Origin of the sequence: Brevundimonas sp. C43 (genome assembly GCF_030732185.1) — a bacterium.
In the GTDB taxonomy this organism is placed as follows: domain Bacteria; phylum Pseudomonadota; class Alphaproteobacteria; order Caulobacterales; family Caulobacteraceae; genus Brevundimonas; species Brevundimonas diminuta_C.
On sequence record NZ_CP132231.1, the window covers coordinates 1,392,514 to 1,417,785 of the forward strand.

Genomic DNA, 25,272 nt, shown 5'->3' on the forward strand with positions numbered 1-25,272 from the left:
TGGACGTCCTTGCATTTTGCACGCGTTTTCGCGGTGCAGTGCAATTTCGGATCAGCGCTGACGCTTGACGCCCCGCCGCCTGCGTCGGACTGTCGCGGCTCCCCCAGTCGCCTGAAGAGTCCTCGATGATCCGTTCTTGCCTGCGCGCCGCCCCTCTCGGCCTCGCTCTTCTGCTCGTCTCGACCGCCCCGGCCGCCCTGGCGCAGCAGGCCTCGACCACGCCGCCCGCCCTGCCCGCGCCCCTGCCTGCGATTCCGGATGCGCGGGACGTCGCCTATCCCGGCGTCATCACCCTGGACGTCGACGCCACCAATCTGGCCCAGCACATCTTTGCGGTGAAGGAAACGATCCCGGTCGCCCAGGCGGGCCCGATGACGCTGTTCTTCCCCGAATGGCTGCCGGGCAACCACGGCCCCGTCGGCCCCATCGCGCAGTTGGCCGGCATCGAGATCATGGCGAACGGCCAGCGGGTGCAGTGGGTGCGCGACACCCTGCATCCCTTCGCCTACCACGTGGTCGTCCCGGCCGGTGCGACCGCGCTGGACATCACCCTGCAGCACCTGTCGCCGACGACCGGCAATCAGGGCCGCATCACGATGACGCCCGAGATGCTGAACATCCAGTGGGAGAAGATGCTGCTCTATCCCGCCGGCCACTGGTCGCGGAACATCACGGTCCAGCCCACGGTCAAATTCCCGGCCGGATGGCAGTTCGGCACCGCGCTGGAGCCCGAAAGCAAGGCCGGCGACGTCCAGACGTTCAAGCCCGTCAATCTGGAAGTGCTGATCGACAGCCCGGTCTTCGCCGGCGTCCACTATCGCCAGATCGACCTCGATCCCGGCGGCCGCTCGCCCGTTCGCGCCAACATCGTCGCGGACAAGGCCGACAGCCTGAACGCCACCGACGAGCAGATCCAGATCCTGCGCAATCTGGTCGCCCAGATGGACCGCCTGTATGGCGCGCGCCATTTCGACCACTACGACTTCCTGATCGCCATGACGGACAAGCTGGGCGGCATCGGGCTGGAGCATCACCGCAGTTCGGAAAACTCGGTCGATCCCGCCTTCTTCACCGGCTGGGACACTCATCTGTCCGACCGTGACCTGCTCAGCCACGAAATGAACCACTCCTGGGACGGCAAATGGCGCCGCCCCGCCGACCAGTATGTGCCCAACTTCAACAGCCCGCTGCAGAACAGCCTGCTGTGGGTCTACGAGGGCCAGACCCAGTACTATGGCCAGGTGATCGCCGCCCGCTCGGGCCTGCTGAGCAAGCAACAGGCGATGGACGCCCTGGCCATGACCGCCGCGACGTTCGACACGCGCGTCGGCCGCGAATGGCGCGCGATGCAGGACACGACCAACGATCCGATCATCAGCCAGCGCCAGCCCAAGGGCTGGCTGTCGTGGCAGCGCGACGAGGACTACTATTCCGAGGGCCAGTTGATCTGGCTCGACGTCGACACGACGATCCGCGAAAAGACCGGCGGCCGGAAGTCGCTCGACGACTTCGCCCGCGCCTTCTACGGCGTCCAGGATGGCAGCTACACGCCAGCCCCCTATACGTTCGAGGATGTGGTCGCGGCCCTGAACGGCGTCGTCGCCAACGATTGGGCGACCTTCCTGCGCACCCGCCTGGACGCCGACGGCCCCGAGGCCCGCGCCCCGCTGGACGGTCTGGCGCGCGGCGGGTGGCGGCTGGCCTATTCGGACAAGCCCACCGATTATATGAAGACCCTGTACTCCGAGCTGAAACGCATCGACTTCACCTATTCGCTGGGCTTCCAGACCGGCGAGGGCAACAAGATTCGCAGCGTCCAGTGGAACGGTCTGGCCTTCAAGTCGGGCCTCGCCGCCGGGATGGAGATCGTCGCCGTCAACGGGCAGGCCGCCAGCGCCGAACGCCTGGCCGAGGCCGTCACCGCGGCCAAGGATCCGTCGACGCCCGTCACCCTGATCGTCAAGGATGACGAGCAATACCGCACCGTCGTCTTCGACTATCACGACGGCCTGCGCTACCCCCGCCTGGAACGCATCCCCGGCACGCCCGACCGCCTGGGCGACATCCTGACGCCGCGTCGGCGGTGAGTTACTGCCCTTCTCCCGTTGGGAGAAGGTGGCCCCGATGGGGTCGGATGAGGGTCGGATGGCGGGCCAACTCGCGCACCCGACCCTCACCCTTTCACGCCAGAACGCCGGCTTCGCCGTCGTGCGCTCAAGCCCTCTCCCAACGGGAGAGGGTTCAGGGTCGCGGCCATCTGTCCCTTGACGCATCGCCCCTCGCCCCTGACGGTGCGGCTCCCCTGCCGATGTGGATGACCGAATGCCGCGTAACCGCCTGACCGCCGCCTGCTTCGCCGTTTTGATGACGGCCGCCGCTTCGCCAGTTTTGGCTCAGACCTTCCAGTCCACTCCGGTCGTCACCGATGCGACCCAGGCGCCGCTGGCCCTGCCCCGCGCCCAGCCGGCCATCCCGGCGCCGCAGGACAAGCCCTATCCGGGGGTGATCCAGTACCGCGCCGACATCACCGACCTGGACCGCCGCATCATCCGCGTCAGCCAGACCATACCGGTCGCCGGCCCCGGCCCGCTGACCCTGCTCTATCCCAAGTTCCTGCCGGGCAACCACGCCGCCACCGGCCCGATCCAGCTGTTGGCCGGCCTGACCGTCACCGCCAACGGCCAGCGGATCGAGTGGCTGCGCGACACCCTGGATCCTTACGCCTTCCATCTCGACATCCCGGCGGGCGTGACCAGCATCGACGTGCAGTTCCAGCAACTGACCCAACCCGACGCCTCCAACTGGCGTGTGCTGATGACCCCGGCCATGGTCAACCTGCAGTGGGAAAAGGCCATCCTCTATCCGGCCGGCTATTTCAGCCGCCAGATCCAGGTCGCCCCCTCGGTGGTCCTGCCCGCCGGCTGGAAATACGGCACCGCCCTGACCACGGCGTCCCAGGACGGCGACGTGGCGACCTTCGCGCCCACCGACCTCTACACCCTGATCGACAGCCCCATCTTCGCCGGCGCCCACTACCGCCGCGTGGACATCGACCCCAGCAGCGCCTCGTCTGAATCAAGGGTCCACCTGAACATCCTGGCCGACGAGGCCAAGGGTCTGGCCGCCACCGACGACCAGCTGAAACTGTTCGAGAACATGGTCCAGCAGGCCGACCGCCTGTTCGGCGCCCGCCACTTCGACAACTACGAATTCCTTTTCGCCCTGACCGATCAGATGGGCGGCATCGGGCTGGAGCATCATCGCTCGTCCGAGAACACCGGCGCGCCCGACTTCTTCACCAACTGGACCAAGAGCGCCGGCGACCGGGGCCTGCTGCCCCACGAGTACACCCACTCCTGGAACGGCAAGTTCATGCGTCCGGCGGACGAGCTGACCGCCAACCACAACGTCCCGACCCAGAACACCCTGCTGTGGGTTTATGAGGGTCAGACCGAATATTGGGGCGATGTGCTGGCCGCCCGTTCGGGCCTGCATTCCAAGGACGTGGCCCTGGCCACCCTGGCCAGCGTCGCCGCCTTCTATGACAACCAGCCGGGCCGCCAGTGGCGCGCCTTGCAGGACACCAACAACCATAATCTGCTGGGCTATCGCGTGCCGGGCCAGTTCACCTCATGGATGCGCGGCACCGGCGACTACTACCGCGAAAGCCTGCTGGTCTGGCTGGACGCCGACACCCTGATCCGCGAGGGCACCAACGGCCGCAAGTCGTTGGATGATTTCGCCAGGGGCTTCTTCGGTCATGACGACGGCGAATGGGCGCCTCAGGGCTACACATTCGAAGACGTCGTCGCGGCCCTGAACGCCGTCTATCCTCATGACTGGGCGGCCTTCCTTCGCACCCGTCTGGACGCCGTCGGTCCTGACGCCAGGGCGCCGCTGGCCGGGATCGAGCGTGGCGGCTGGCGACTGACCTACACCGACACGCCCTCGGCAGCGGAGAAGTCGGTCCAGAGCGGCTGGGCCAACGACTTCCAGTATTCGCTGGGCTTCACCCTGTCTGGCGACAAGCTGACCAACATCCGTTGGGGCGGCCCCGCCTTCGAGCAAGGCCTCGGCGCCGGCTGGAGCCTGGTCGCCGTCAACGGCAAGGCCGGCTCGGCCGAGGTCCTGCGCGACGCCGTCACGGCGGCGAAAGGGACCGTCGCCCCGATCGAACTGTTGCTGAAATCCGGCGATCGCTTCCGAACGGTGACCTTCGCCTATCACGACGGCCTGCGCTACCCCCGCCTGGAGCGGATCGAGGGCGCGCCGGATCGCCTGTCCGACATCCTCGCGCCTCGACGGCGCTAACTCTGGGCGACTGTCTCCTCCCCACTCGGTGGGGAGGTGGCGCGGCGCGCCTTCGCGTCGCGACGGAGGGGCTCTATAGGTCTGTGGGACTTCAAGAACCCCTCCACCGCTTCGCGGTCCCCCTCCCCGCATCGCGGGGAGGAGACAGTTTTTCCTTACGCTTTCAACAGCTTCAGCAACGCCTCGGCCGCCGCGTGCGACGAGCCGGGGTTCTGGCCGGTCACCAGCTTGCCGTCGGTCAACACATAGGAGCCCCAGTCCGGCCCCTTGGAGTAGTCGCCGCCGTTGGCGATCAGCACGTTCTCGACCAGGAACGGCACCACATCGGTCAGGCCCACGGCCTCCTCTTCGGAGTTGGTGAAGCCGGTCACCTTACGGCCGTTGACCAGCGGCTTGCCGTCCGGTCCGTTCACCGACTTCAGCACGCCGGGCGCATGGCAGACGAAGCCGGTCGGCTTGTCCGCCTTGGCGAAGGCCTCGATCAGGGCGATGGAGTCGGCGTCGTTCGCCAGGTCCCACAGCGGTCCGTGTCCGCCGGGATAGAAGACGGCGTCGAAATCCTCGGCCTTCACCGACGACAGGACGACGGTCGAGGCCAGGGCGGCTTGGGCTTCGGGGTCGGCCTTGAACCGGCGCGTATCGTCGGTCTGGGCGTCGGGGTCGTCGCTCTTGGGGTCCAGCGGCGGCTGACCGCCCTTGGGCGAGGCCAGCACGATCTCCGCGCCCGCATCCTTCAGCGCGTAATAGGGCGCCGCCAGTTCTTCCAGCCAGAAGCCGGTCTTCTTGCCCGTGTCGCCGAGTTGATCGTGCGACGTCAGCACCAACAGAATTTTCATAGGGGATGGCTCCGTCTTGGGGTGTCCACAGATGGGAAGCCGCACGGCGCCGCTCAAGACTGGCCTCGATGCCGAAAACATCCCACCCTGCCGGCCTCGATCAGCGGAGACGACGTCGCATGAAGCCTTGGCTCGGTCTGTTCGCCGCCCTGATGGGCCTGATGATCTTCAGCCCGTCGGCGCAGGCGGCCGGCCCCTGCAACATCGGACAGTCGGGAGCGACCCAGGCCGTCGCCATCGGCCGCACCGGACGCACCATGCGGATCCACCTGCCTGCTGGTTTCGACCCTGCAAAGCCGGCGCCTCTGGTCTTCCTGCTGCACGGCAGCGGCGGCACGGGAGAGAAGATGCTGGCGTCTTCCGGCCTGGCGGAGGCGGCGGATCGGCACGGCTTCATCGTCGCCGCGCCCGACGCCGGGATTCCGATCGATCAAGGGTTCGTCTGGAACATCCCCGGCGTGCCGACCGTCACCGGCGCAGTCCCCGGTCCCGGCGATGCAGACGACGTCGCCTATCTGACGGGCGCCATCGATTATCTGGCCGACCAGGGCTGCGTCGATGACAGCCGCGTCTATGCGACGGGCCTGTCGGGCGGCGGGCGGATGGCGTCCTGGCTGGGTTGCGTCGCCGCCGACCGTTTCGCCGCCATCGCCCCGGTCGTCGGCTTGCGCGCCGGCAATCCCAGAAAGGACCGCCCGCAGGAGCCGGATCCCGCCACCTGTCGCCCTTCGCACCCCATGCCGGTCATCGCCTTCGCCGGCGACGCCGACACCACCAATCCGATCCAGGGCGGCGGTGCAGGCTACTGGAGCTACACCATGCACGCCGCCGAACAGCGCTGGGCCCAGCTGAACGGCTGCACCCAGGTGCGCGACACCCGCTGGATCGCCGACATGGTCTATGAAGAGGGCTACGCCGCCTGCCGCGACGGCGCCGACGTGGTGGGCCGCATCACGGCCGGCGGCGGCCACAGCTGGGTCGCCGACAACGACGCCCTGTGGGCCTTCTTCGCCGCCCGCACCCGCCCGCAGCGCTGAGCGCTGAGCGTTGAGCGCTGAGCGCTCCACGCATCACACCAGCGCCCGGCCTCAAGTAGCGCGAAGCGCGATAGGCCCAGCAAAAGCTTGCAATAGGCCAACAAAAAAGACCCGGCGGTTTCCCGCCGGGCCTTTCCGATCTTCAGCAAATGCCGAAAGTCAGATCTTACTTGATCTGGACCTTGGCGCCGGCTTCCGTCAGCTTCTTGGCGACTTCGTCGGCTTGTTGCTTGGAGACGTTCTCGACGACGTTCTGCGGAGCGCCTTCGACCAGGTCCTTGGCTTCCTTCAGACCCAGGTCCGAACGGACGCCGCGGACTTCCTTGATCACGTTGATCTTCTTGTCGCCGCCGTCGACCAGGACGACGGTGAATTCGGTTTGCTCTTCGGCAGCTTCAGCCGGAGCGCCGCCGCCGGCGGCCGGAGCAGCCATGGCGACCGGAGCAGCGGCGCTGACGCCCCACTTTTCTTCCAGCAGCTTGGAGAGTTCAGCAGCTTCGAGGACGGTCAGAGCGGACAGGTCTTCGACGATCTTGGCGAGGTCAGCCATTGTCAGTTTTCCTTCGGAGGATTGGTTTTAGAGAGTGATGCAGAGATGAAAGGCTGGGCCGCTTACGCGGCTTCCTTGGTGGCGTAGGCGTTGAACACGCGAGCCAGCTGACCGGCGGGTGCTTGCAGCACGCCGGCGATACGGGTCGCAGGCGCGTTGAGCAGGCCGATGAGTTGACCGCGAACCTCGTCGAGCGTCGGGAGCTTGGACAGTGCGTCCACGCCCTTCTGGTCGACGATGGTCGAGCCCATGAAGCCGCCGACGATCTTGAAACGATCGTTGGCCTTGGCGAACTCGGTGGCGACCTTGGCGGCCGTACCTGGGTTCTCGGAATAGGCGATGCCCACGGGACCCTTGAACAGGTTGTGGTAGTCGCTGCCTTCCTCGGCTTCGAGCGCCTTCAGCGCCAGGCGGTTCTTGACCACCTTGAACGCGCCGCCTTCTTTACGAAGACGGCCACGCAGATCTTCCATTTCCGCAACGGTCAGACCCAGGTTGTGGGTCACGACCACGCTGCCGGCGTCGGCGAAAACGCCCTTGAGCGATTCGATAGACTCGGCTTTTTGAGCGCGATCCATTGCGGTCTCCAGTCTTGGTATTCGCCGCCGGGCTTATTCCCGACGACGGATTGGCCAAAGCGCGTCGCATCGCTGCGAAACGTCGGGCCGGTCGTATTGTCCGAAGGATGCGTCTGACGGCGTCCGTCCCGGAATGCGGGCTGACAGCGCAAGGTCGCGTCCCCATCTCCCCACGGCGTCAGAGGGCCCTCTGACAGTTATGGCCTGGGTGACCCCCACGCCCCGAAGTTCTCGGACAGGACCGTCAGAAGATGAACCTCCGACGGGAAGCGGCGCTCTTACAGGCGCCGTCGTTGGAAATCAACCCGGCTTAACGCCGGCTGGGCTTGGCGCCGGTCTGTTCGGCCTCGCCGCAGTCGAACCGGGCGCAGTATTTGCTCTCGAACTCCACCAGAAGGTTCGTCATCGCTGCGGTCTCGACCTCCTGTGAGGCCATGCTCAAGGATATCGTCTTCGCTGCGACAGAGCGCCCGACAGCCGTGCGATAGAATGCGATCTGAGCGACGAGTTCTTCTTCAGTGAAGACGGAGCCGTAGATTGGGGCCAAGTCATCCATGAACCGCTCGATCATTCTGCTAGCCATAGACGGCATGTTGGTGCGGACCCAAATCGCTTCTTCGCCGCCCTTCTTATCCAGTTCGCCCATCTGCGCGACCATGACGCGCTCGAACTCCTTCATGAAGTTCGGTCCGACGGACAGATCGATCAGTTCGCGCGCCAGGGCGCTGCGGCGGGCCAAGCCGGCATCCTGCGGCGCAGGCTCGACGCGCGTGACGACGACTGTTTCCGATTGAGCCGCCGTCTGCGCGTGCGCGCCTGTCGCGCTCAGACCCAGCGCCAGACCCAGCGACGCAGCCAGCGCCAGTGTGCGTGTGATGATCATGATGGCCTCCCCGCCCTCTTATCGGAAGGCTCAGGTCCGCAGGCCAGTCGAATTCGACCGACGGTTGCTCAATCTTCGAGCGGCGTGGCGTCGAAGTCGCGGATCAGCGCGGCCAGGTCGGGCTCATGAACCAGATCCGCCGCCTCGCTCAGGCTCATCCAACGGCGCTCGCGCTGATGCGCTTCGGGCCAGGCCCCCATCTGGATCAGCACTTCCAGCGGATAGACCGACACCACGCACTGGCGCACGCCGCCGTCTTTCAGACCCTTGGCGTATCGGAAGACGCCGATGGACTGAGTGTCGACGTCGCCCTTCACCCCCGCCTCCTCCATCGCCTCCTGGGCGGCGGCCTCGGGATCGCTCTTGCCGACCATCCGCCCGCCCTTGGGGATCACCCAGCGTCGCGTTTCGCGCGAGGTGATCATCAGGATGCGACGCTCGCCGTCTTCCAGCCGCCACGGCAAGGCCGCGACCTGCCGGGTCTCGGAGCGGGTGGTGCGTTTCGACCGGGCCTGCGGCACGCCTCAGCCCTCGCCCATCGCTTGAGCGGTCCTGACGATTCGTGCTGGCGCTCGCCCAATCTTCACGTCTGGTTCCAGGTCTGCCGGTCGCGGCCGCCCTCGAAACGGGATCACGACGGCTGCGTCAAGTTGTCAGACCACGGACGGTCCCATTTATTTCTCGCCGGGCGCCTTGGCCTTTGGATCGCCCAGCACGTCCTGACGATACAGCATGGTGATCAAGGTGTGCAGCACCAGCGCCAGCGGCGTGGCGAACAGCACGCCCAGCGGCCCGAACAGGGTGCCGATGCCCACGACGGCGAAGATGCCCAGCACGACGGGCAGGTTCGCGACGTTCTTCTGCACCATCGGCGTGATGAAGTTGCTCTCCAGCTGAGACACCACGACATACAGCGCCAGCGTCATCAGGGCCGTCTGCCACCCTTGCGTGGCGCCGACCAGCACAGCCGGCACGGTGGAGACAATGGGGCCGACGATCGGCACGAACTGCGCCAATCCCGTCAGCAGACCCAGCCCCAGCGCCGACGGCACGCCGATGATGGCCAAGCCGACCCCTGTCAGCGTGCCGACCAGAACCATCGAGAACAGCTGCGCCTTCAGCCAGCCTTTCAGCGCCTTGCCACAGCTGTTCAGCACTTCGCGCATTCGCGGGCGGCGATCCATGGGCAGCATGGACAGCAGCCCCTCGCGCGACTTGGCGGGCTCGATCGCCAGGAAGACGCCTGCGACCACGACGAGGACCAGAGTGGTGACGCCCGATGCGAAGCCTAGGGCGAACTTCTGAGCGACCTGCAACGCCTGACCGGCACGGCCGCCTAGTCCCTGCAACTGCTCCAGCAGCTGCGCGGCATAGGGTTGGGCCTGGATCCACGACTGAACCTGCTCCCACCCTTGCGGCACCACGGCGGACAGGGCCACGACCTGTTCGGTGATCTGGGTTCCGAACAGGGTCAATATCCCCGCCAGGACCGCGACCACGATCAGCAGCGACAGGAAGACGGCCAGCGGATCCGGCGCCTTCAGCCAGCGCACGATGGGATCGGCCAAGGCGCGCAGGATCACCGACACCACGATAGCCCCGAAGATCAGCAGCCACAGCGTCTGCAGCGTCACGATCAGCTGGACCGCGAAATAGGCCGCCACCAGCACGATGGCGCCGAACGCGAGACGACCCTTCCACGGGTCGTGGCCGCCCACACCGGGCTTTTCGCCCATCAGTTTTCCCAGTCCGAACATGTCGCCCCCTTCAAGGTCGCGACAGGAACGCGGGTCGAGCGTGGCCGTTCGCCGCAGGCGATAAAAAAGTCAGTGGACGTCGGAGGATCGCTGATCGTAGGCCATTTGCGCGGCCGCGACTTCCGGCATCCGGGTCTCGGCCCAGTCGATCATGGACTGCATCGCCGCCATAAGGGTTCGGCCCAGCGGCGTGACCGCATAGGTCACCGACACCGGCACGGTGGCCACGACGGAGCGTGACACCAGCCCGTCGCGCTCCAGCGCCTTCAGCGTCTGGCTCAGCATCTTCTGCGACACCCCATCGACCCGCTGCTTCAGGGCGTTGAAGCGGATCGGCCCCTCTCCCAGCACGATCAGGATCAGGGTGCTCCATTTGTCGGCGATGCGGTCGAGCAGTTGCCGCGTCGGACAGTTCGCTGCGAACACATCGCCTCGCAGCCAGGTTTCTTGAAGGTAACCAGGTGTCTGAGAGGTGCCGTCTTGCATAGGCGCATCCCATATCGCACCTGGTATCCATTGGATACCCAAAGGAGCCTTCCATGAAAGTCGCAGTCCTCGGCGCCAGCGGTCGCGCCGGCTCGGAAATCACCAAGGAACTGGCCGCCCGCGGTCACACGGTCACCGCCATCGCCCGCAAGCCGGAAGCGATTCCGAGCGCCACCGGCGTCACGCCTGTCGCCGGCGACGCCTCGGACGCCGCCGCGCTCGCCGATCTGATCGAGGGTTCGGACGCGGTCATCAGCGCCCTGCACTTCGATGTTCCCGCCGCGACGATCCTGGGCGCGCTGAAGACCGCCGGCGTCCCGCGCCTGCTCGTCACCGGCGGCGCCGCCAGCCTGGAGGTCGCGCCCGGTGTCCTCTTGTTCGACACGCCGCAGTTCCCGGCCGAATGGAAGCCCATCGCCAAGGGCGGCCTGACCTTCCTGGACGACCTGCGTCAGGAGATCGACATCGACTGGACCTTCTTCTCCCCGGCCGCCCTGATTGAGGAAACGCCGCGCCTGGGCCGCTATCGCACGGGGACCGACCAACTGGTCGTGGACGCCAACGGCGACAGCAAGATCGGCTTCTCCGATTACGCCATCGCCATGGTCGACGAGCTGGAGAACCCCAAGCACAGCCGCGCCCGCTTCACAGCGGCTTACTGATCCGGGCAAGAAAAAACGGCGGGGATCGCTCCCCGCCGTTCTTCAGTGTGGCTTGTCTTTCGACTTAGGCGCCCAGCGAGGCCGGGTCGACCTTGAAGCCCGGGCCCATCGTCGACGACAGGCTGATGCGCTTCACATAGGTGCCCTTGGCGCCCGACGGCTTGGAACGCACCAGGGCGTCCACGATGGCCTTCACGTTGGCTTCCAGGGCGTCCTGGGTGAACGAGACCTTGCCGATGCCGGCGTGGACGATGCCCGCCTTCTCGACGCGGAACTCGACGGCGCCGCCCTTGGCGTCCTTGACGGCCTGGGCCACGTTCGGGGTCACGGTGCCGACCTTGGGGTTCGGCATCAGGCCGCGCGGGCCCAGCACCTTACCCAGACGGCCGACCAGGGCCATCATGTCTGGCGACGCGATAACGCGGTCGAACTCCATGAAGCCGCCGGCGATCTTTTCGTACAGATCTTCGGCGCCGACGTGTTCGGCCCCGGCTGCGGTGGCTTCGGCGGCCTTGGCGTCCTTGGCGAAGACGGCGACGCGCACGTCACGGCCGGTGCCCGACGGCAGGTTGACGACGCCACGGACCTGTTGGTCGGCGTGACGCGGGTCGACGCCCAGGTTGACCGAGATTTCCAGCGACTCGTCGAACTTGGCCTTGGCGTTTTCCTTGGCCAGCTTGATGGCGTCGGAGAACGGCAGCAGGTCTTGGGTCACGCCGGTGCGGGCCTTGAAGGCCTTGGTTTGCTTGGCCATGGTTTAGCCCTCCACCACTTCGAGGCCCATCGCGCGGGCGGAGCCTTCGATGATCTTGGCCGCCGCGTCGATGTCGTTGGCGTTCAGATCCTTCATCTTCTTTTCGGCGATCTCGCGCAGTTGCGCCTGCGTGATCTTGCCGGCGACTTCACGGCCGACCAGCTTCGAACCCGACTTTAGGCCCGTGGCCTGCTTCAGGTACCAGGTCGCCGGCGGCGTCTTGGTGATGAAGGTGAACGACTTGTCCTGATAGACGGTGATCACGGTCGGAAGCGGGGTGCCCTTGGCTTCCTTCTCGGTACGCGCGTTGAACTCCTTGCAGAAGCCCATGATGTTCACGCCGCGCTGACCCAGAGCGGGGCCGATCGGGGGCGAAGGCGTGGCCGAACCGGCCGGCACTTGCAGCTTGATATAGCCGAGAATCTTCTTGGCCATTGGTCTCTCCTATGAATGACCCGGCGAACGAGCGCAGAGCCGGTGAGCCGTGGTGCGGCATGGCTGCCTCCCACGGATTTGCCGCTCCACGAACCAAGGCCCGCCGAGCGAAGGCGCGCGTGTAACAGAGGGGGGATGGAAAGGCAACGCACCGCCCTGCCCTCGCCGCAGAAACGAAAAAGCCGCGCCCTTTCGGACGCGGCTTGATATCTTGACCGGTGCGTGAGCCTTAGCCCGCGACCTTCTCCACCTGGGCGTATTCCAGTTCAACCGGCGTGGCGCGACCGAAGATGGACACGGCGACGCGCAGGCGGGCGTGTTCCTCGTCCACGCTCTCGACCGAACCGTCGAAGCTGGCGAACGGGCCGTCGATGACCTTGACCTTCTCGCCGATGTCGAAGCGGATGGTGGGCTTGGGACGCTCGACGCCCTCTTCCACGGCGCCGATGATGTTCTGAACTTCACGCTCGGAGACCGGCAGGGGCTTGGTGCCGCCCGCAGCGCCCAGGAAGCCCGTGACCTTCGGCGTGTTCTTGACCAGGTGATAGGCCTGGTCAGTCATTTCCATCTTCACCAGCACATAGCCGGGGAAGAACTTGCGTTCCGAGTTCACCTTGCGGCCGCGACGGATCTCGACGACGTCCTCGGTCGGAACCAGGATTTCGGAGAAGGCGTCTTCCAGGCCCTGCTGCTTGGCCTGATCGCGCAGCTGCTCGGCGACCTTCTTCTCGAAGTTCGAGTAGGCGTTGACGATGTACCACTTGTGGCGCGGATTGGCGGGCTTTGCGGGCGCTGCATCGGTCATGGGCGCGTCTTTCTCAGGATCCGAGAGCGATGATGTAGCGGAAGGCGTAGCCCAGGCCGGTGTCCACGATCCAGAAGAAGATCGAGGCGATGATGACCATGATGAAGACCATCACCGAGGTGATCCAGGTCTCCTTGCGGCTGGGCCAGACGATCTTGCGGCCTTCGGCGCGCACCTGGCTCAGGAACTGGCCGGGGCTGGTGCGGGGCTTCTTGGGCTCGGGCGAATCGACCGTGATGGCGGCGGCGCCGGACGCTTGAGGCTTGGCGCCCATCTGGGGCTTCGCGCTGCCTTGAGGCCGCTTGCCGGGAGTTTTGGCCTTGGCCATCAGTTGCTCTTCACACAATTGTTCCTGTCGCCCCAGATGGGAAGTCCCATCCGGAAGCGACAGGGGGGATTGGCAGGAGTTGGGGGACTCGAACCCACGACCCCCGGTTTTGGAGACCGGTGCTCTACCAGCTGAGCTAAACTCCTAGACTACCGCGCAAACCCGAAAGGTCCGTGCGTTCGCCAGAGGGGGGCGTATGCCCGACACCGCCCGCCATTTCAAGGGCGATGTGACACTTGCGATCAGTCTTCCAGATGCGCGGCGATGGCATCCCGCTCGTCCTCGGCCTTCACCAGTTCCTTGAAGATCAGCTTGTCGATGCGGCGGTCGTCCATATCCACGACCTCGACCTCGAATCGACCGACCTGCAGCACCTCGCCCTCGTCCGGGACGCGCGAGATCTGGTGCAGAATCAGGCCGGCGACGGTGTGGAAGCCTTCATGCTCGCCGAAGTCTTCGCCCAGGGTGTCGGCGAGATCGTCGAGGTCGGTCTGGCCGTCCACCAGCCAGGTCCCGTCCGCGCGTTGATGGATCCAGGCCTGCTCTTCGTCATGGCCCTCGTCGAAGTCGCCGGCAATCATCTCCAGGATGTCGGTCGCCGTCACCACGCCTTCGAAGGCGCCGTATTCGTCGACGATGAAGGCCATGTGGACCCGCGAGCCCTTCAGGATTTCCAGCGCCTTCAGCACCGATGTCGACTGAGGAATGAAGGCCGGCTCGGCGACCAGCGGCTCCACATCGATCTTGCCGGTCGTCAGCAGAGCGTCCAGCAGGTCCTTCTTGTGCACCAGGCCCAGCGGATTATCGACATCGTTCTCGCGCGCCACGACGATGCGCGAATAGGGGCAGGTGCGGATTTCCTCGCGCACCACCTCCTCGGGGTCGTCCAGGGCGATCCAGAACACCTCATGGCGCGGCGTCATGGCCACCCGCACCGGACGGTCGCCCAGGCGCATGATCTCCTCGATCATCTCCTGCTCTTCCGGTTCGATCAGGCCGGCCGAGGTGCCCTCGGCCAGAATGGTGGCCACCTCTTCCTGGGTCACGTCCGATCCGTCGCGATCCTTGACGCCCAGCAGCTTCAGAATGCCCGAGGTCGAGGCGGTCAGCAGCAGGACGAAGGGCTTCAGCACGATCGCCAGCGTCGAGATCGGCTTGGCCATCTTGGACGCCACCGTCTCGGGGAAAATCAGCGCCAGGCGCTTGGGCACCAGTTCGCCGATGATCAGCGAGACATAGGTGATGCACACGACCACCACGGCGGTCGCGAAGAATTCGGTGTATTGCGCCAGCGCCGGGAAGGCGACTTCCAGAATGCGATCCAGCTCGCCCGCGATGGTCGCCTGACCATAGGCGCCCGCCAGAATGCCGATCAGGGTGATGCCCACCTGAACCGCGGACAGGAACTGAGTCGGTTCTTCCGACAGTTTCAACGCCGCCCGGGCCCCCCGGTCGCCCCGTTCCGCCCTCGCCTGCAGCTTGGATTTCCGCGAGGAGACGACCGCCAATTCAGTCATGGCGAACAAGCCGTTGAGCACCACCAGGAGCAGAACGACAGCAATAGCGATGAGTAACATCTAGGGGGTTTGGGGACCGACGCGGCGCGACAGACGGCGTCCGCAGCGCTACATTAGGGCAGGATGGCGACCAGCGCCACGTTTTCCTTGCGCTTAGCCCGTCCGCCCGGCTTCGACCGAGCCGTAGGCGCCCGAAACCGGCTGACCATTGGCGTCATACTGGGTCGCGCAGGCGCTCATGCCCAGCACGGTGCCGATGAAGATACCCAGTCGAATGGCGCGTCGCATTTGGTTACCGAAAGATTAACGTCCGATCCGAACGTAAATCCCGGTCAACGGTTGCAGGCAATCGTGCTCGCCTTGGGCGCGAACAAAAAGGGGGACGCCGCGAAGCGTCCCCATTCTTCGTCCTTGATCAGACCTCGCCGATCACACCTTGATCGGCAGCGCCGTGCGGATGTGGACATCCTTCAGCTGGCGCTCCTCGGCCTCGGTCGGCGCGTTCATCAGCAGATCCTCGCCCTGCTGGTTCAGCGGGAAGGCAATGACCTCGCGTATGGCCGTCTCGCCGGCCAGCAGCATGACGATGCGGTCGATGCCGGGGGCCAGGCCGCCGTGCGGCGGGGCGCCGAAGCGGAAGGCGTTCAGCATGCCGCCGAACTGCTCCTCGACCACCGAGGCGTCATAGCCGGCGATCTCGAACGCCTTCAGCATGATCTCGGCCTTGTGGTTCCGGATCGCGCCCGAACACAGCTCATAGCCGTTGCAGACGATGTCGTACTGATAGGCGCGGATGGTCAGCGGATCCTGGTTCTCCAGGGCCTCCAGTCCGCCCTGCGGCATGGAGAAGGGGTTGTGGCTGAAGTCGACCTTCTTCTCGTCTTCCGACCATTCGAACATCGGGAAGTCGACGATCCAGCAGAATTTGAACTGGTCTTCGTCCACCAGCTTCAGCTCCGTGCCGACGCGAGTGCGAGCCAGGCCGGCGAACTTGGCGAAGGTCGCAGGCAGGCCGGCGACGAAGAAGGCGGCGTCGCCCTGGCCCAGACCGAGCGACGACATCAGGGCCTCGGTCGGTTCCTGACCCAGGTTCTTGGCGATCGGGCCGCCCCAGGCGCCCTGGTCCTCGGACCAGAAGATATAACCCAGGCCCGGCTGGCCCTCGCCCTGCGCCCAGCTGTTCATGCGGTCGCAGAAGGCGCGCGAACCGCCCGTGGGGGCCGGAATGGCCCAGACCGCGTTCTTGTCGTCCGCACCCAGGATCTTGGCGAACAGGCCGAAGCCGCCGTCGCGGAAATGGTCCGACACCACCTGCATCTTGATCGGGTTGCGCAGGTCCGGCTTGTCCGAACCGTACCAGGCCATCGACTGGGCGTAGGTCAGGCGCTCGAAACCCTTGTGCTCGAACGTCTCGCCGAAGTCGTTGGTGAAGGTATGGACGCCGTCGATGGCCGAGACCGGCTTGCCGTCGCCGAACTCCTCGAACACGCCGTGCATCAGCGGCTCGATGGCGGCGAAGACGTCTTCCTGGGTCACGAAGCTCATCTCGACGTCGAGCTGATAAAACTCCAGCGACCGGTCGGCGCGCAGGTCTTCGTCACGGAAGCACGGCGCGATCTGGAAGTAGCGGTCGAAGCCCGAGACCATCAGCAGCTGCTTGAACTGCTGCGGCGCCTGGGGCAGCGCATAGAACTTGCCCGGATGCAGTCGCGACGGCACCAGGAAGTCGCGCGCGCCTTCCGGCGACGAGGCCGTCAGGATCGGCGTCTGATACTCCAGGAAGCCCTGATCGACCATGCGACGGCGGATCGAGGAAATCACCTTGGAGCGCAGCACGATGTTCTTGTGCAGTCGCTCGCGGCGCAGATCCAGGAAGCGGTTGGCCAGGCGGATATCCTCGGGATATTCCTGATCCCCAAAGACCGGCATCGGCAGTTCGGCGGCTTCGGACAGCACCTCGACGCCCTGGACGCGCACCTCGACCTCGCCGGTCGGCAGGTTGGGGTTCACCACCGAGGCGTCGCGCGCGACCACCTCGCCATCGACCTTGATCACGCTCTCGGCGCGCAGACGCTCCACGGCGGCGAAGCCCGGCGTCTCGGGGTGCAGAACCAGTTGCGTCAGGCCGTAGTGGTCGCGCAGGTCGATGAACAGCAAACCGCCGTGGTCGCGCTTGCGGTGAACCCAGCCCGACAGGCGAACAGCGGAACCGGCGTCGGAGGCGCGCAGGGCGCCGCAGGTGTGAGAGCGATAGGCGTGCATGAAACGAACCGTCTGGAGTCTCTGGGCGGTGGAATCCGACGCCGTCGGCGCCCGAAATCGAAGCGGCGTAGGGCGCATCATCGCCCCGGAAAGTCAAGGTTTCAGCCGTTGCAAAGCCTGCCGCCGCGCATGATATCTGGCGCTTCCATCCCGCCCGAGGCCCCCATGTTCATCGTCACCATCACCTACACCCAGCCCATCGAAGCCATCGAGGCGCGGACGGTCGAGCATCGCGCGTGGCTGGATCAGCATGTCGCCAGCGGCCTGATCATCGCCGCCGGGCCGATGGTCCCGCGCACCGGCGGCATTCTGGTGGTGCGCAGCGGCGGGACCAAGCAAGAGCTGGAGACCCTGCTGAAGGACGATCCGTTCCAGGTTCACGGCCTGGCCGATTATACGGTGACCGAGTTCAAGGCCGGCAAGCTGAATCCCGCCCTGGCCGAATTCGCCTGATTTCATCCACAGGGGCGCGGTTCGCTCCCCGCAACCAACAGAGCGGACCTGACGCGGTTAACGCCGGCCTCTGCTATGACAGGCGCATGTCCGCGCTGAGCGCCCTGCCCCCGACGACGACCGACCAGCTGCGTCTGCCGCTGGAGCGGCCGGTTGCGGGCGAGGCCTTCGTGACCTCCGACAGCAACGCCGAGGCCGTGCGCGTTCTGGCCCGCTGGCCCGACGGCGCGGGCGCCGTCCTGGCGCTGCACGGACCGCCGGGGTCGGGCAAGAGCCGCCTCGCCGCCGAGTGGGCCGAGCGGGTCGGCGCCGTGCCGCTGAACGGCGCCGAGGCCGCGCTGATCGATCCGCTGGAACTCGAAGGCCGGCCGGTCCTGCTGGACCGCGCGGCGGACGCCGACGACGAAAGCCTGTTTCATCTGATCAATCTGGCCAACTCCGGCGGCGGCGCCCTGCTGCTGGTGTCGCGTTCGGCCCCGCGCCAGTGGTCGGTCGATCTGCCCGACCTGCGCTCACGGCTGGACGCAGTGCGCGCCGTGGCCATCGCCGCGCCCGACGACGCGGTCCTGTCGGCCATCCTGCGCGCCCGTTTCGCCGAACGCAGCATCACCCCGTCCGACGACGTGATCGACTATCTGGTCCGCCGCCTGGACCGCTCGGCCGAGACCGCCGCCGCGGTGGTCGAACGTCTGGACGCCCTCCACCGCCCGGTCACGCGCGTTCTGGCGCGTCAGGTGCTGGACGCCATGGATGCCGCCGCCGACTGACCCGCGACATTTTCTCGGCGCCCGCTTGCGGCCGTCACACACGCGCGCGAGAACCGGTTCATGACCGACGCCGCGATCCATGACGACACCCGAGGCGAAGAGGTTCCCGCCTCTCGCGCCCCTCAACTGGCGCTGAGCGAAGAGCTGATGGCCTCGCCCAGCCGGTTCTTCAATCGCGAAACCTCGTGGCTGGCGTTCAACGAACGGGTTCTGGAAGAAGCCGCCAACCCCAACCACCCGCTGCTGGAGCGGCTGCGGTTCCTGTCCATCTCGGCCAATAACCTGGACGAGTTCTTCATGACCCGCGTCGCCGGCCTGAAGGGTCAGTTGCGCGAACGGCTGCGCGTCCTGTCCGCCGACGGTCTGACGCCTGCCGAACAGCTGGAGCGGATCAACATCGCCGCCGGCGAGCTGATGGCGGAGCAGCAGCTGCGCTGGCGTCAGCTGAAGAAGGAGCTGACGGTCGCCGGCATCGAGATCGTCGATCGCCAGAAGATCACCAAAACCGAGCGCGAGCGTCTGGAACCCGAGTTCCTGAACCAGCTCTTCGCCGTCCTGACGCCGCTCGCCATCGACCCGGCCCACCCCTTCCCCTTCCTGCCCAACCTCGGCTTCTCCCTGGCGCTGAAGCTGAAGCGAAAGGGCGAGACCAAGACCTTCTACGCCCTGGTGCCGGTGCCGACCCAGGTTCGCCGGTTCTGGGAACTGCCGACCGACGGCCGCTCCACGCCGGGGCACAAGCGGTTCATCACGCTGGAAAACGTGCTGCTGCTGTTCATCGACCACCTGTTCCCCGGCTGCGAGGTGCAGGAAAAGGGCGTCCTGCGCCTGATCCGCGACTCGGACATCGAAATCGAGGAAGAGGCCGAGGACCTGGTGCTGGAGTTCGAGGAGGCGCTGAAGCAGCGTCGTCTGGGCTCGGTGGTTAGGGTCAAGATCGAGGCGTCCATGCCTGTCGATCTGCGCGACTTCATCGTCGGCGAGCTGGAGGCCGCGCCCCAGGACGTGGTTCTGGTCGACGGCATGCTGGGCCTGGCCCAGCTTTCGGACCTGATCCCCGGCGGCCACCCGGACCTGAAGTTCAAGGGCTATGAACCCCGCTATCCCGAACGCGTCCGCGACAATGGCGGCGACGTTTTCGCGGCCATCCGCGAAAAGGATCTGCTGATCCACCATCCGTTCGAGAGCTTCGACGTGGTGGTTCAGTTCCTGCGTCAGGCCGCGCGCGACCCTAACGTCATCGCCATCAAACAGACGCTGTACCGCACCTCCAAGGACAGCCCCATCGTCGCCGCCCTGATCGAGGCGGCCGAGAACGGCAAGAACGTCACCGCCCTGGTCGAACTGAAGGCCCGCTTCGACGAAGAGGCCAATCTGCGCTGGGCGCGGGCGATGGAGCGGGCCGGCGTCCACGTCGTCTTCGGCTTTGTCGAATACAAGACCCACGCCAAGGTCAGCGTCGTGGTCCGGCGCGAGGGCGAGGGCCTGCGCACCTACTGCCACTTCGGCACCGGCAACTATCACCCCGTGACGGCCAAGGTTTACACGGACCTGTCGCTGTTCTCCTGCGACCCCGTGCTGGGGCGCGATGCGACGCGGGTGTTCAACTACATCACCGGCTATGCGACGCCGGACCACCTCGAGGCCCTGGTCGTCTCGCCGCTGAACATGAAGGCCACCCTGATCGAACTGATCGGCAAGGAGATGTCGGCGGCCGCCATGGGCAAGCCCGCCGCCATCTGGGTCAAGCTGAACGCCTTGGTCGATGTCGAGATCATCGACGCCCTTTACCGGGCCAGCCAGTGGGGCGTGCGCATCGACCTGGTCGTGCGCGGCATTTGCTGCCTGCGTCCCGGCGTGCCGGGCCTGTCGGAGAATATCCGGGTCAAGTCGATCGTCGGCCGCTTCCTGGAACACAGTCGCATCGTCTGCTTCGCCAATGGCAAGGACCTGCCGCATGACAAGGCCAAGGTCTTCATCTCTTCGGCCGACTGGATGACGCGCAACCTGGATCGCCGGGTCGAGCTGATGACGCCGATTCGTAACGCCACCGTCCACGATCAGGTGCTGGACCAGATCATGGTCGCCAATCTGAAGGACGACGCACAAAGCTGGGTGCTGGATGCCGAAGGACGCTATACACGCGTCACTCCCGCCGATCCTGAGCGGCCCTTCTCGGCCCACAAATACTTCATGACCAACCCCAGCCTGTCCGGGCGCGGCCGCAAGGCCAAGAGCCTGCCTGCCGTCCTGCGCTATGAGCGTCCAGGCCGCTGATGCCCGACATCATGCTTACCGACCGCGACATCGCCGCGATCGACATCGGTTCAAACTCGGTTCGCCTGGTCCTGTATCGGCTGGAAGGCCGCGCGATCTGGACCGTCTATAATGAGAAGGTCCTGGCCGGCCTGGGCCGCGACCTGCCGACGACGCGCAAGCTGTCGCCCGAGGGCGTGGTCATGGCGATGACGGCGCTGCGCCGTTTCGCCGCCGTGCTGGAAGGCGTGCGGCCGGACGCGACCCTGATCGCCGCCACCGCCGCCGTGCGCGAAGCCCTGGACGGGCCGGAGTTCTGCGAGCGCGTCGCCGCCGAGACCGGTCTTCAAATCCGCGTCCTGTCGGGTGAGGAAGAGGCCAAATATGCGGCCATGGGCGTCTTGGCCGGCGCCCCCCTGGCTCACGGCGTCTCGGCCGACATGGGCGGCGCCAGTCTTGAGCTGACCCGGCTGAACGGAGATGGCGTCGAGAATGGCCTGACCCTGCCGCTGGGTCCGTTTGCCTTGGCTGACGGCAAGGCCTTCGACGCCGAGCGCATCAAGGCCCGTATCGATCAGGCCCTGAAACCGATCGCAGGCCAGTTCAAGAGCGAGCGTCTCTACGCCGTGGGCGGCGCTTGGCGGACCCTGGCCCAGGTGCAGATGGGCTTGAAATCCTATCCGCTGAAGGTCGTGCATCAGTATCAGATGTCGGCCGATGAGGCTTTGGAGACCGCGCGTCTGGTCGCGCAACAGTCGGCGGCCAGCCTGGCCAAACTGCCCGGCGTGTCGAAGAAGCGCGCCGAGACCCTGCCCTACGCCGGCCTGGTGCTCGAAGCGTTGATCAAACATCTCGGTCTCAAACAGATTGAGATGTCGGCGTGGGGCGTGCGCGAGGGCCTGCTTTTCGAGACGCTGGACGAGGCGACGCGGACAGCAGATCCGCTTCTGGCCGGCTGCACCGCCCTGGGCGGTCGTCAAGGCGTGGCCCCCGCCCTGCCCGGCGCGCTGAACGGCTGGATTTCCGAAATCGTCGCCGCCCTGCCCGAGGTGTTCGGCGAGAAACGCGACGCCGTGCTGGTCAGCGCCGCCTGCCGTCTGGCGGACTTGGGCGCGCGGCTGCACCCGGATCACCGGCTGGAGCTTGTCTTCGACCAGGTTCTGCGCGCGCCCGTCGCGGGCATCAGCCACACCGAACGCGCCTTTTTGGCCAGCGCCATGAACGCCCGCTACGGCGGGGCGCCCGCCACGCCTCAGCCCGAGGTCATCGACCGCCTGCTCGACGCCGCCGCCGCCAAACGCGCCCGCGCCATCGGCCTGGCCATCCGGCTGGCCTGCGACCTATCCGGTCGCTCACCCCAGCTGATGGCGAACGCCACCGCCAAGGTCAAAGGCGGCGACCTGCGCCTGACCGCGACCGAAGGCTACGCCGACGTCCTCCTGGGCGAACAGACCAAGAAGCGCGCCAAGGCCCTAGCCGAGGCGATGGACCTGGGGCTGAAGATTTAAGGCGACCCGTCTCCTCCCCACTTGGTGGGGAGCTGGTGCGGCGCTTCTTCAGCGCCGTGACGGAGAGGGTTCTTCGACGCGTTGCAGGGGGCTGTGGGACTTCAAGAGCCCCTCCACCGCTTCGCGGTCCCCCTCCCCATTGCATGGGGAGGAGACGTTCTCCCTACTCGATCTCGACGACTTCCACCCGCGCGCCGTTCAGCACCAGGGCGATCTCGCCGCGCTTCAGCTTCAGCGCGTCCTCGCCGAAGATCTGACGGCGCCAGCCTTTCATCGCGTCGATGTCGGCGTCGTCGCTGATGGCGATCTTTTCCAGGTCCGACACGGTGGCGATCAGCTTGGAGGCCACGCCGGCGTTGTCGCTCTTGGCCTTCAGCAGCACCTTCAACAGCTCCACGACCGACGGCGGCGCCGGCTGGCGGTGGGCCGGACGCTCCATCTCGGGCGCAAAGGCTTCAGGATCGGCCAGAACCCGTTTGAGCTCCTCGGCCAATTCCAGACCCAGCCGTGAACCGCCGAAACCCTTCGGCACCGAGCGCAGGCGATTGAAGGCCTCGACATCGGTCGGGGTCTGCTGGGCGATCTCGTCGATGCCCTCGTCCTTCAGGATGCGGCCCCGCGGCTGGTCGCGCTCCTGCGCCGCCCGCTCGCGCCAGACGGCGACGGCCTTGAACGCCGCGAGATATTTGGCCGAGAACTTCTTGGGCTTCAGCCGCTTCCAGGCGTTTTCAGGATTGGTGTCGTAGAGGGCCGGATCGGTCAGGCTCTCCATCTCCGACATGACCCACTCCAGCCGGCCGTCCTTCTGCAGCCGGTCGCGCAGCTTGGGATAAAGCGCCGCCAGATGGGTCACGTCGCCCAGCGCGTAGACCAGCTGGTTGTCCGACAACGGCCGGCGCGCCCAGTCGGTGAAGCGGCTGCCCTTGTCCACTTCGATGCGCAGCATCTGCCGCACCAGCGAATCATAGGCGACCTGTTCGCCGAATCCGGCGGCCATGGCCGCGACCTGAGTGTCGAACATCGGCTTTGGCATGGCCCCCAGGCGCACAAAGATTTCCACGTCCTGTCGGCAGGCGTGGAAGACCTTCACGATCTTCTCGTCGCGCAGCAGGTCCAGGAACGGCTCCAGATCCAGCCCCTCCGCCATCGGGTCGATGATGGCGGCGTGATCGGCCGAGGCCGCCTGGATCAGGCAGAGCTTCGGCCAATAGGTCGTTTCCCGCATGAACTCGGTGTCGACCGTGATGAAGGGAGCGTTGGCTACGCGGGCGCAGAAATCGGCCAGCGCCTCGGTGGTGGTGATCGGCGTCATTCCGATGCTATAGCCCCGCGCATCCTACCTGTGGCAAGAGCCGCGCTGCATTTCCGCCCCGATTCAGGCCCGAGATCCCATGAGCGACACCCAAAAGCCTCTCGAAAACGGTCTGACCTACGCCGATGCGGGCGTGGACATCGACGCGGGCGAAATGCTGGTCGAACATATCAAGCCGCTGGCGAAATCGACGGCGCGCCCCGGATCGGAGCCTTCGCTGGGCGGCTTCGGCGCCCTGTTCGACCTCAAGGCCGCCGGCTTCGAAGATCCGTTGATCGTCACGACGACGGACGGTGTCGGCACCAAGCTCAAGATCGCGATCGAGACCGGCCGTCATGACGGCGTCGGCGTCGACCTGGTCGCGATGTGCGTCAACGACCTGTTGGCCCAGGGCGCCGAGCCCCTGCTGTTCCTCGACTATTACGCCACCGGACGGCTTGAGATCGACGCCGCCCGCCGCGTGGTCGCCGGCATCGCCGAGGGCTGCCGTCAGGCCGGCTGCGCCCTGGTCGGCGGCGAGACGGCCGAAATGCCGGGCATGTACACCGAGGGCGACTACGACCTGGCCGGCTTCAGCCTGGGCGCCGTCGAGCGCGGCCACGCCCTGCCCTATCTGGATCGTCAGGCGGCCGGCGACGTCATCATCGGCCTGGCCTCCACCGGCCCGCACTCCAACGGCTATTCGCTGGTGCGCAAGGTGGTCGAGAAGTCCGGCCTGGCCTGGGGCGACGACGCCCCCTTCGCCAAGGACCGTTCGCTGGCCCAGGCCCTGATGGAGCCGACCCGCATCTATGTGAAGCCGGTCCTGCCGATCATGAAGGCGGGCCTGGTCAAGGGCGCGGCCCACATCACTGGCGGCGGCCTGATCGAAAACCCGCCCCGCTGCATCGCCGAGGGTCTGCAGGCCAAGTTCGACTGGAACGCCTGGCCCATGCCCGCCGTCTTCCAGTGGCTGGCCGACACCGGCGGCATCAGCGACCACGAAATGCGCCGCACCTTCAACTGCGGCGTTGGCTTCATCCTGATCGTCGCGCCCGAGAACGCCGAGCCAGTTTTGGCCGCCCTGCTCAACGCCGGCGAAGTCGCCTTCGTCTGCGGACAACTGGAAGCGGCCTGATCCCGTGACCACGCGCGTCGCCGTCCTGATCTCGGGGGCGGGCTCCAACATGGCGGCTCTGATCGACGCCGGTCAGGCGCCGGACAGCGGCTATGAGGTCGTGCTGGTGCTGTCGAACATCGAGGGCGCGGGCGGTCTGGCGATTGCGGCGGCCAAGGGCGTGGCGACGGCGACCGTGGCGCATAAATCGTACGGCAAGGACCGTGAGGCGCATGAGCGGGCGGTGGACGCCGTCCTGCGCGACGCCGGCGTCGAGGTGGTGGCTCTGGCCGGCTATATGCGCGTTCTGACCCCCTGGCTGGTCGGCGGCTGGCGCGAGCGTATGCTGAACATCCACCCCAGTCTGCTGCCCCTCTATCCGGGTCTGGACACCCATGCCCGCGCCATCGCCGCCGGCGACGCCGAGGCCGGCTGCACGGTCCATTTGGTGACCGAAGGCGTGGATGAAGGCCCGATCCTGGGCCAGGCGCGCGTGCCGATCGTCGAAGGCGACACGGCCGAGGCCCTTGCCGAACGGGTCAAGACGGCGGAGCATCAGCTCTACCCGCAGGTGCTGGCAGACTTCTGCCGAGGGCTGCCCCGCCACTAGCGGCGCGAAGATTACAAAAACGTCATGCGACAGACCGCCGCACCGGCGCAATGGTGCGCCCGACCTCAA

25 protein-coding genes and 1 tRNA gene are annotated in these 25,272 nt (G+C 66.2%); 10 read left to right on the plus strand and 16 right to left on the minus strand.

What is annotated here, in order from left to right:
* Window positions 1-125: 125 nt before the first annotated feature.
* Complete coding sequence (locus Q9R14_RS07040; protein ID WP_306003941.1) at window positions 126-2,087, plus strand: peptidase M61; 1,962 nt, start codon at window positions 126-128, stop codon at window positions 2,085-2,087.
* 235 nt (window positions 2,088-2,322) lie between these two features.
* Window positions 2,323-4,311: a peptidase M61 gene (locus Q9R14_RS07045; RefSeq protein WP_306003942.1), complete on the plus strand. Its 1,989-nt coding sequence runs from the start codon at window positions 2,323-2,325 to the stop codon at window positions 4,309-4,311.
* Between the two features lie 155 nt (window positions 4,312-4,466).
* Here Q9R14_RS07045 and Q9R14_RS07050 read toward each other — a convergent pair whose 3' ends face one another.
* Complete coding sequence (locus Q9R14_RS07050; RefSeq protein WP_306003943.1) at window positions 4,467-5,147, minus strand: type 1 glutamine amidotransferase domain-containing protein; 681 nt, start codon at window positions 5,145-5,147, stop codon at window positions 4,467-4,469.
* A gap of 119 nt (window positions 5,148-5,266) precedes the next feature.
* Between Q9R14_RS07050 and Q9R14_RS07055 the strand changes: the two genes are divergently transcribed.
* The gene (locus tag Q9R14_RS07055) at window positions 5,267-6,184 is read left to right on the plus strand and encodes a PHB depolymerase family esterase (RefSeq protein WP_306003944.1); all 918 of its coding nucleotides are present in this window, start codon (window positions 5,267-5,269) and stop codon (window positions 6,182-6,184) included.
* Window positions 6,185-6,350: 166 nt separating this feature from the next.
* Here the strand turns inward: Q9R14_RS07055 and rplL are convergent, their stop codons facing one another.
* The 6 genes from rplL to Q9R14_RS07085 all read right to left on the minus strand — a co-directional run bounded on the left by rplL (window position 6,351) and on the right by Q9R14_RS07085 (window position 10,378).
* Window positions 6,351-6,734 (minus strand): 50S ribosomal protein L7/L12, encoded by a 384-nt coding sequence (gene rplL / locus Q9R14_RS07060; RefSeq protein WP_017506702.1) that lies wholly within the window; start codon window positions 6,732-6,734, stop codon window positions 6,351-6,353.
* Between the two features lie 62 nt (window positions 6,735-6,796).
* A complete protein-coding gene (gene rplJ, locus Q9R14_RS07065) occupies window positions 6,797-7,312 on the minus strand; it encodes a 50S ribosomal protein L10 (protein ID WP_055754822.1) in 516 nt (171 codons plus the stop codon).
* Between the two features lie 310 nt (window positions 7,313-7,622).
* Window positions 7,623-8,195, minus strand: coding sequence for a DUF2059 domain-containing protein (locus tag Q9R14_RS07070; protein ID WP_306003945.1), 573 nt, complete (start codon window positions 8,193-8,195; stop codon window positions 7,623-7,625).
* 68 nt (window positions 8,196-8,263) lie between these two features.
* A complete protein-coding gene (locus Q9R14_RS07075) occupies window positions 8,264-8,716 on the minus strand; it encodes an NUDIX hydrolase (protein WP_055754820.1) in 453 nt (150 codons plus the stop codon).
* A 153-nt stretch (window positions 8,717-8,869) separates the two neighbouring features.
* Window positions 8,870-9,952, minus strand: a complete 1,083-nt coding sequence (locus Q9R14_RS07080; RefSeq protein WP_306003946.1) for an AI-2E family transporter — start codon at window positions 9,950-9,952, stop codon at window positions 8,870-8,872.
* A 69-nt stretch (window positions 9,953-10,021) separates the two neighbouring features.
* Window positions 10,022-10,378, minus strand: a complete 357-nt coding sequence (locus Q9R14_RS07085) for a helix-turn-helix domain-containing protein (RefSeq protein ID WP_306003947.1) — start codon at window positions 10,376-10,378, stop codon at window positions 10,022-10,024.
* Window positions 10,379-10,491: 113 nt separating this feature from the next.
* Here Q9R14_RS07085 and Q9R14_RS07090 point away from each other — a divergent pair, with 113 nt between their 5' ends.
* Window positions 10,492-11,100: an NAD(P)-dependent oxidoreductase gene (locus Q9R14_RS07090; protein WP_306003948.1), complete on the plus strand. Its 609-nt coding sequence runs from the start codon at window positions 10,492-10,494 to the stop codon at window positions 11,098-11,100.
* 64 nt (window positions 11,101-11,164) lie between these two features.
* Here Q9R14_RS07090 and rplA read toward each other — a convergent pair whose 3' ends face one another.
* The 8 genes from rplA to aspS all read right to left on the minus strand — a co-directional run bounded on the left by rplA (window position 11,165) and on the right by aspS (window position 17,201).
* Window positions 11,165-11,854 (minus strand): 50S ribosomal protein L1, encoded by a 690-nt coding sequence (rplA, locus tag Q9R14_RS07095; protein ID WP_017506695.1) that lies wholly within the window; start codon window positions 11,852-11,854, stop codon window positions 11,165-11,167.
* 3 nt (window positions 11,855-11,857) lie between these two features.
* Window positions 11,858-12,289 carry a 50S ribosomal protein L11 gene (rplK, locus tag Q9R14_RS07100; protein WP_055754816.1) on the minus strand — a complete coding sequence of 144 codons (432 nt, stop codon included), beginning with the start codon at window positions 12,287-12,289 and terminating at the stop codon, window positions 11,858-11,860.
* Between the two features lie 229 nt (window positions 12,290-12,518).
* Window positions 12,519-13,094, minus strand: coding sequence for a transcription termination/antitermination protein NusG (gene nusG / locus Q9R14_RS07105; protein WP_017506694.1), 576 nt, complete (start codon window positions 13,092-13,094; stop codon window positions 12,519-12,521).
* Between the two features lie 13 nt (window positions 13,095-13,107).
* The gene (gene secE / locus Q9R14_RS07110) at window positions 13,108-13,422 is read right to left on the minus strand and encodes a preprotein translocase subunit SecE (RefSeq protein WP_306003949.1); all 315 of its coding nucleotides are present in this window, start codon (window positions 13,420-13,422) and stop codon (window positions 13,108-13,110) included.
* 70 nt (window positions 13,423-13,492) lie between these two features.
* Window positions 13,493-13,568: transfer RNA gene (locus Q9R14_RS07115), tRNA-Trp, on the minus strand.
* Window positions 13,569-13,664: 96 nt separating this feature from the next.
* On the minus strand, window positions 13,665-14,999 hold the full coding sequence (locus tag Q9R14_RS07120) for a hemolysin family protein (RefSeq protein ID WP_210416064.1): 1,335 nt from the start codon (window positions 14,997-14,999) through the stop codon (window positions 13,665-13,667).
* Between the two features lie 93 nt (window positions 15,000-15,092).
* The gene (locus Q9R14_RS07125; RefSeq protein ID WP_255366430.1) at window positions 15,093-15,227 is read right to left on the minus strand and encodes a hypothetical protein; all 135 of its coding nucleotides are present in this window, start codon (window positions 15,225-15,227) and stop codon (window positions 15,093-15,095) included.
* 141 nt (window positions 15,228-15,368) lie between these two features.
* A complete protein-coding gene (gene aspS, locus Q9R14_RS07130) occupies window positions 15,369-17,201 on the minus strand; it encodes an aspartate--tRNA ligase (protein WP_306003950.1) in 1,833 nt (610 codons plus the stop codon).
* 165 nt (window positions 17,202-17,366) lie between these two features.
* On the opposite strand from aspS, the gene Q9R14_RS07135 reads away from it, so the two are divergent.
* From Q9R14_RS07135 to Q9R14_RS07150, 4 genes are all read left to right on the plus strand, one after another.
* The gene (locus Q9R14_RS07135) at window positions 17,367-17,654 is read left to right on the plus strand and encodes a YciI family protein (RefSeq protein ID WP_066623334.1); all 288 of its coding nucleotides are present in this window, start codon (window positions 17,367-17,369) and stop codon (window positions 17,652-17,654) included.
* 86 nt (window positions 17,655-17,740) lie between these two features.
* Window positions 17,741-18,421 (plus strand): DnaA/Hda family protein, encoded by a 681-nt coding sequence (locus Q9R14_RS07140; protein WP_306003951.1) that lies wholly within the window; start codon window positions 17,741-17,743, stop codon window positions 18,419-18,421.
* A gap of 60 nt (window positions 18,422-18,481) precedes the next feature.
* A complete protein-coding gene (locus tag Q9R14_RS07145) occupies window positions 18,482-20,698 on the plus strand; it encodes an RNA degradosome polyphosphate kinase (protein WP_055804537.1) in 2,217 nt (738 codons plus the stop codon).
* Window positions 20,698-22,185 carry a Ppx/GppA phosphatase family protein gene (locus Q9R14_RS07150; protein WP_306003952.1) on the plus strand — a complete coding sequence of 496 codons (1,488 nt, stop codon included), beginning with the start codon at window positions 20,698-20,700 and terminating at the stop codon, window positions 22,183-22,185. Before Q9R14_RS07145 ends, Q9R14_RS07150 begins: the two co-directional genes overlap by 1 nt.
* Before the next feature lie 163 nt (window positions 22,186-22,348).
* On the opposite strand, the gene rnd is transcribed toward Q9R14_RS07150, so the two are convergent.
* Window positions 22,349-23,497, minus strand: a complete 1,149-nt coding sequence (rnd, locus tag Q9R14_RS07155) for a ribonuclease D (RefSeq protein ID WP_306003953.1) — start codon at window positions 23,495-23,497, stop codon at window positions 22,349-22,351.
* A gap of 79 nt (window positions 23,498-23,576) precedes the next feature.
* Here rnd and purM point away from each other — a divergent pair, with 79 nt between their 5' ends.
* Together purM and purN are read left to right on the plus strand one after the other, a co-directional pair.
* Window positions 23,577-24,614, plus strand: a complete 1,038-nt coding sequence (gene purM / locus Q9R14_RS07160) for a phosphoribosylformylglycinamidine cyclo-ligase (protein ID WP_306003954.1) — start codon at window positions 23,577-23,579, stop codon at window positions 24,612-24,614.
* 4 nt (window positions 24,615-24,618) lie between these two features.
* On the plus strand, window positions 24,619-25,203 hold the full coding sequence (purN, locus tag Q9R14_RS07165) for a phosphoribosylglycinamide formyltransferase (RefSeq protein ID WP_306003955.1): 585 nt from the start codon (window positions 24,619-24,621) through the stop codon (window positions 25,201-25,203).
* Window positions 25,204-25,272 lie beyond the last annotated feature (69 nt).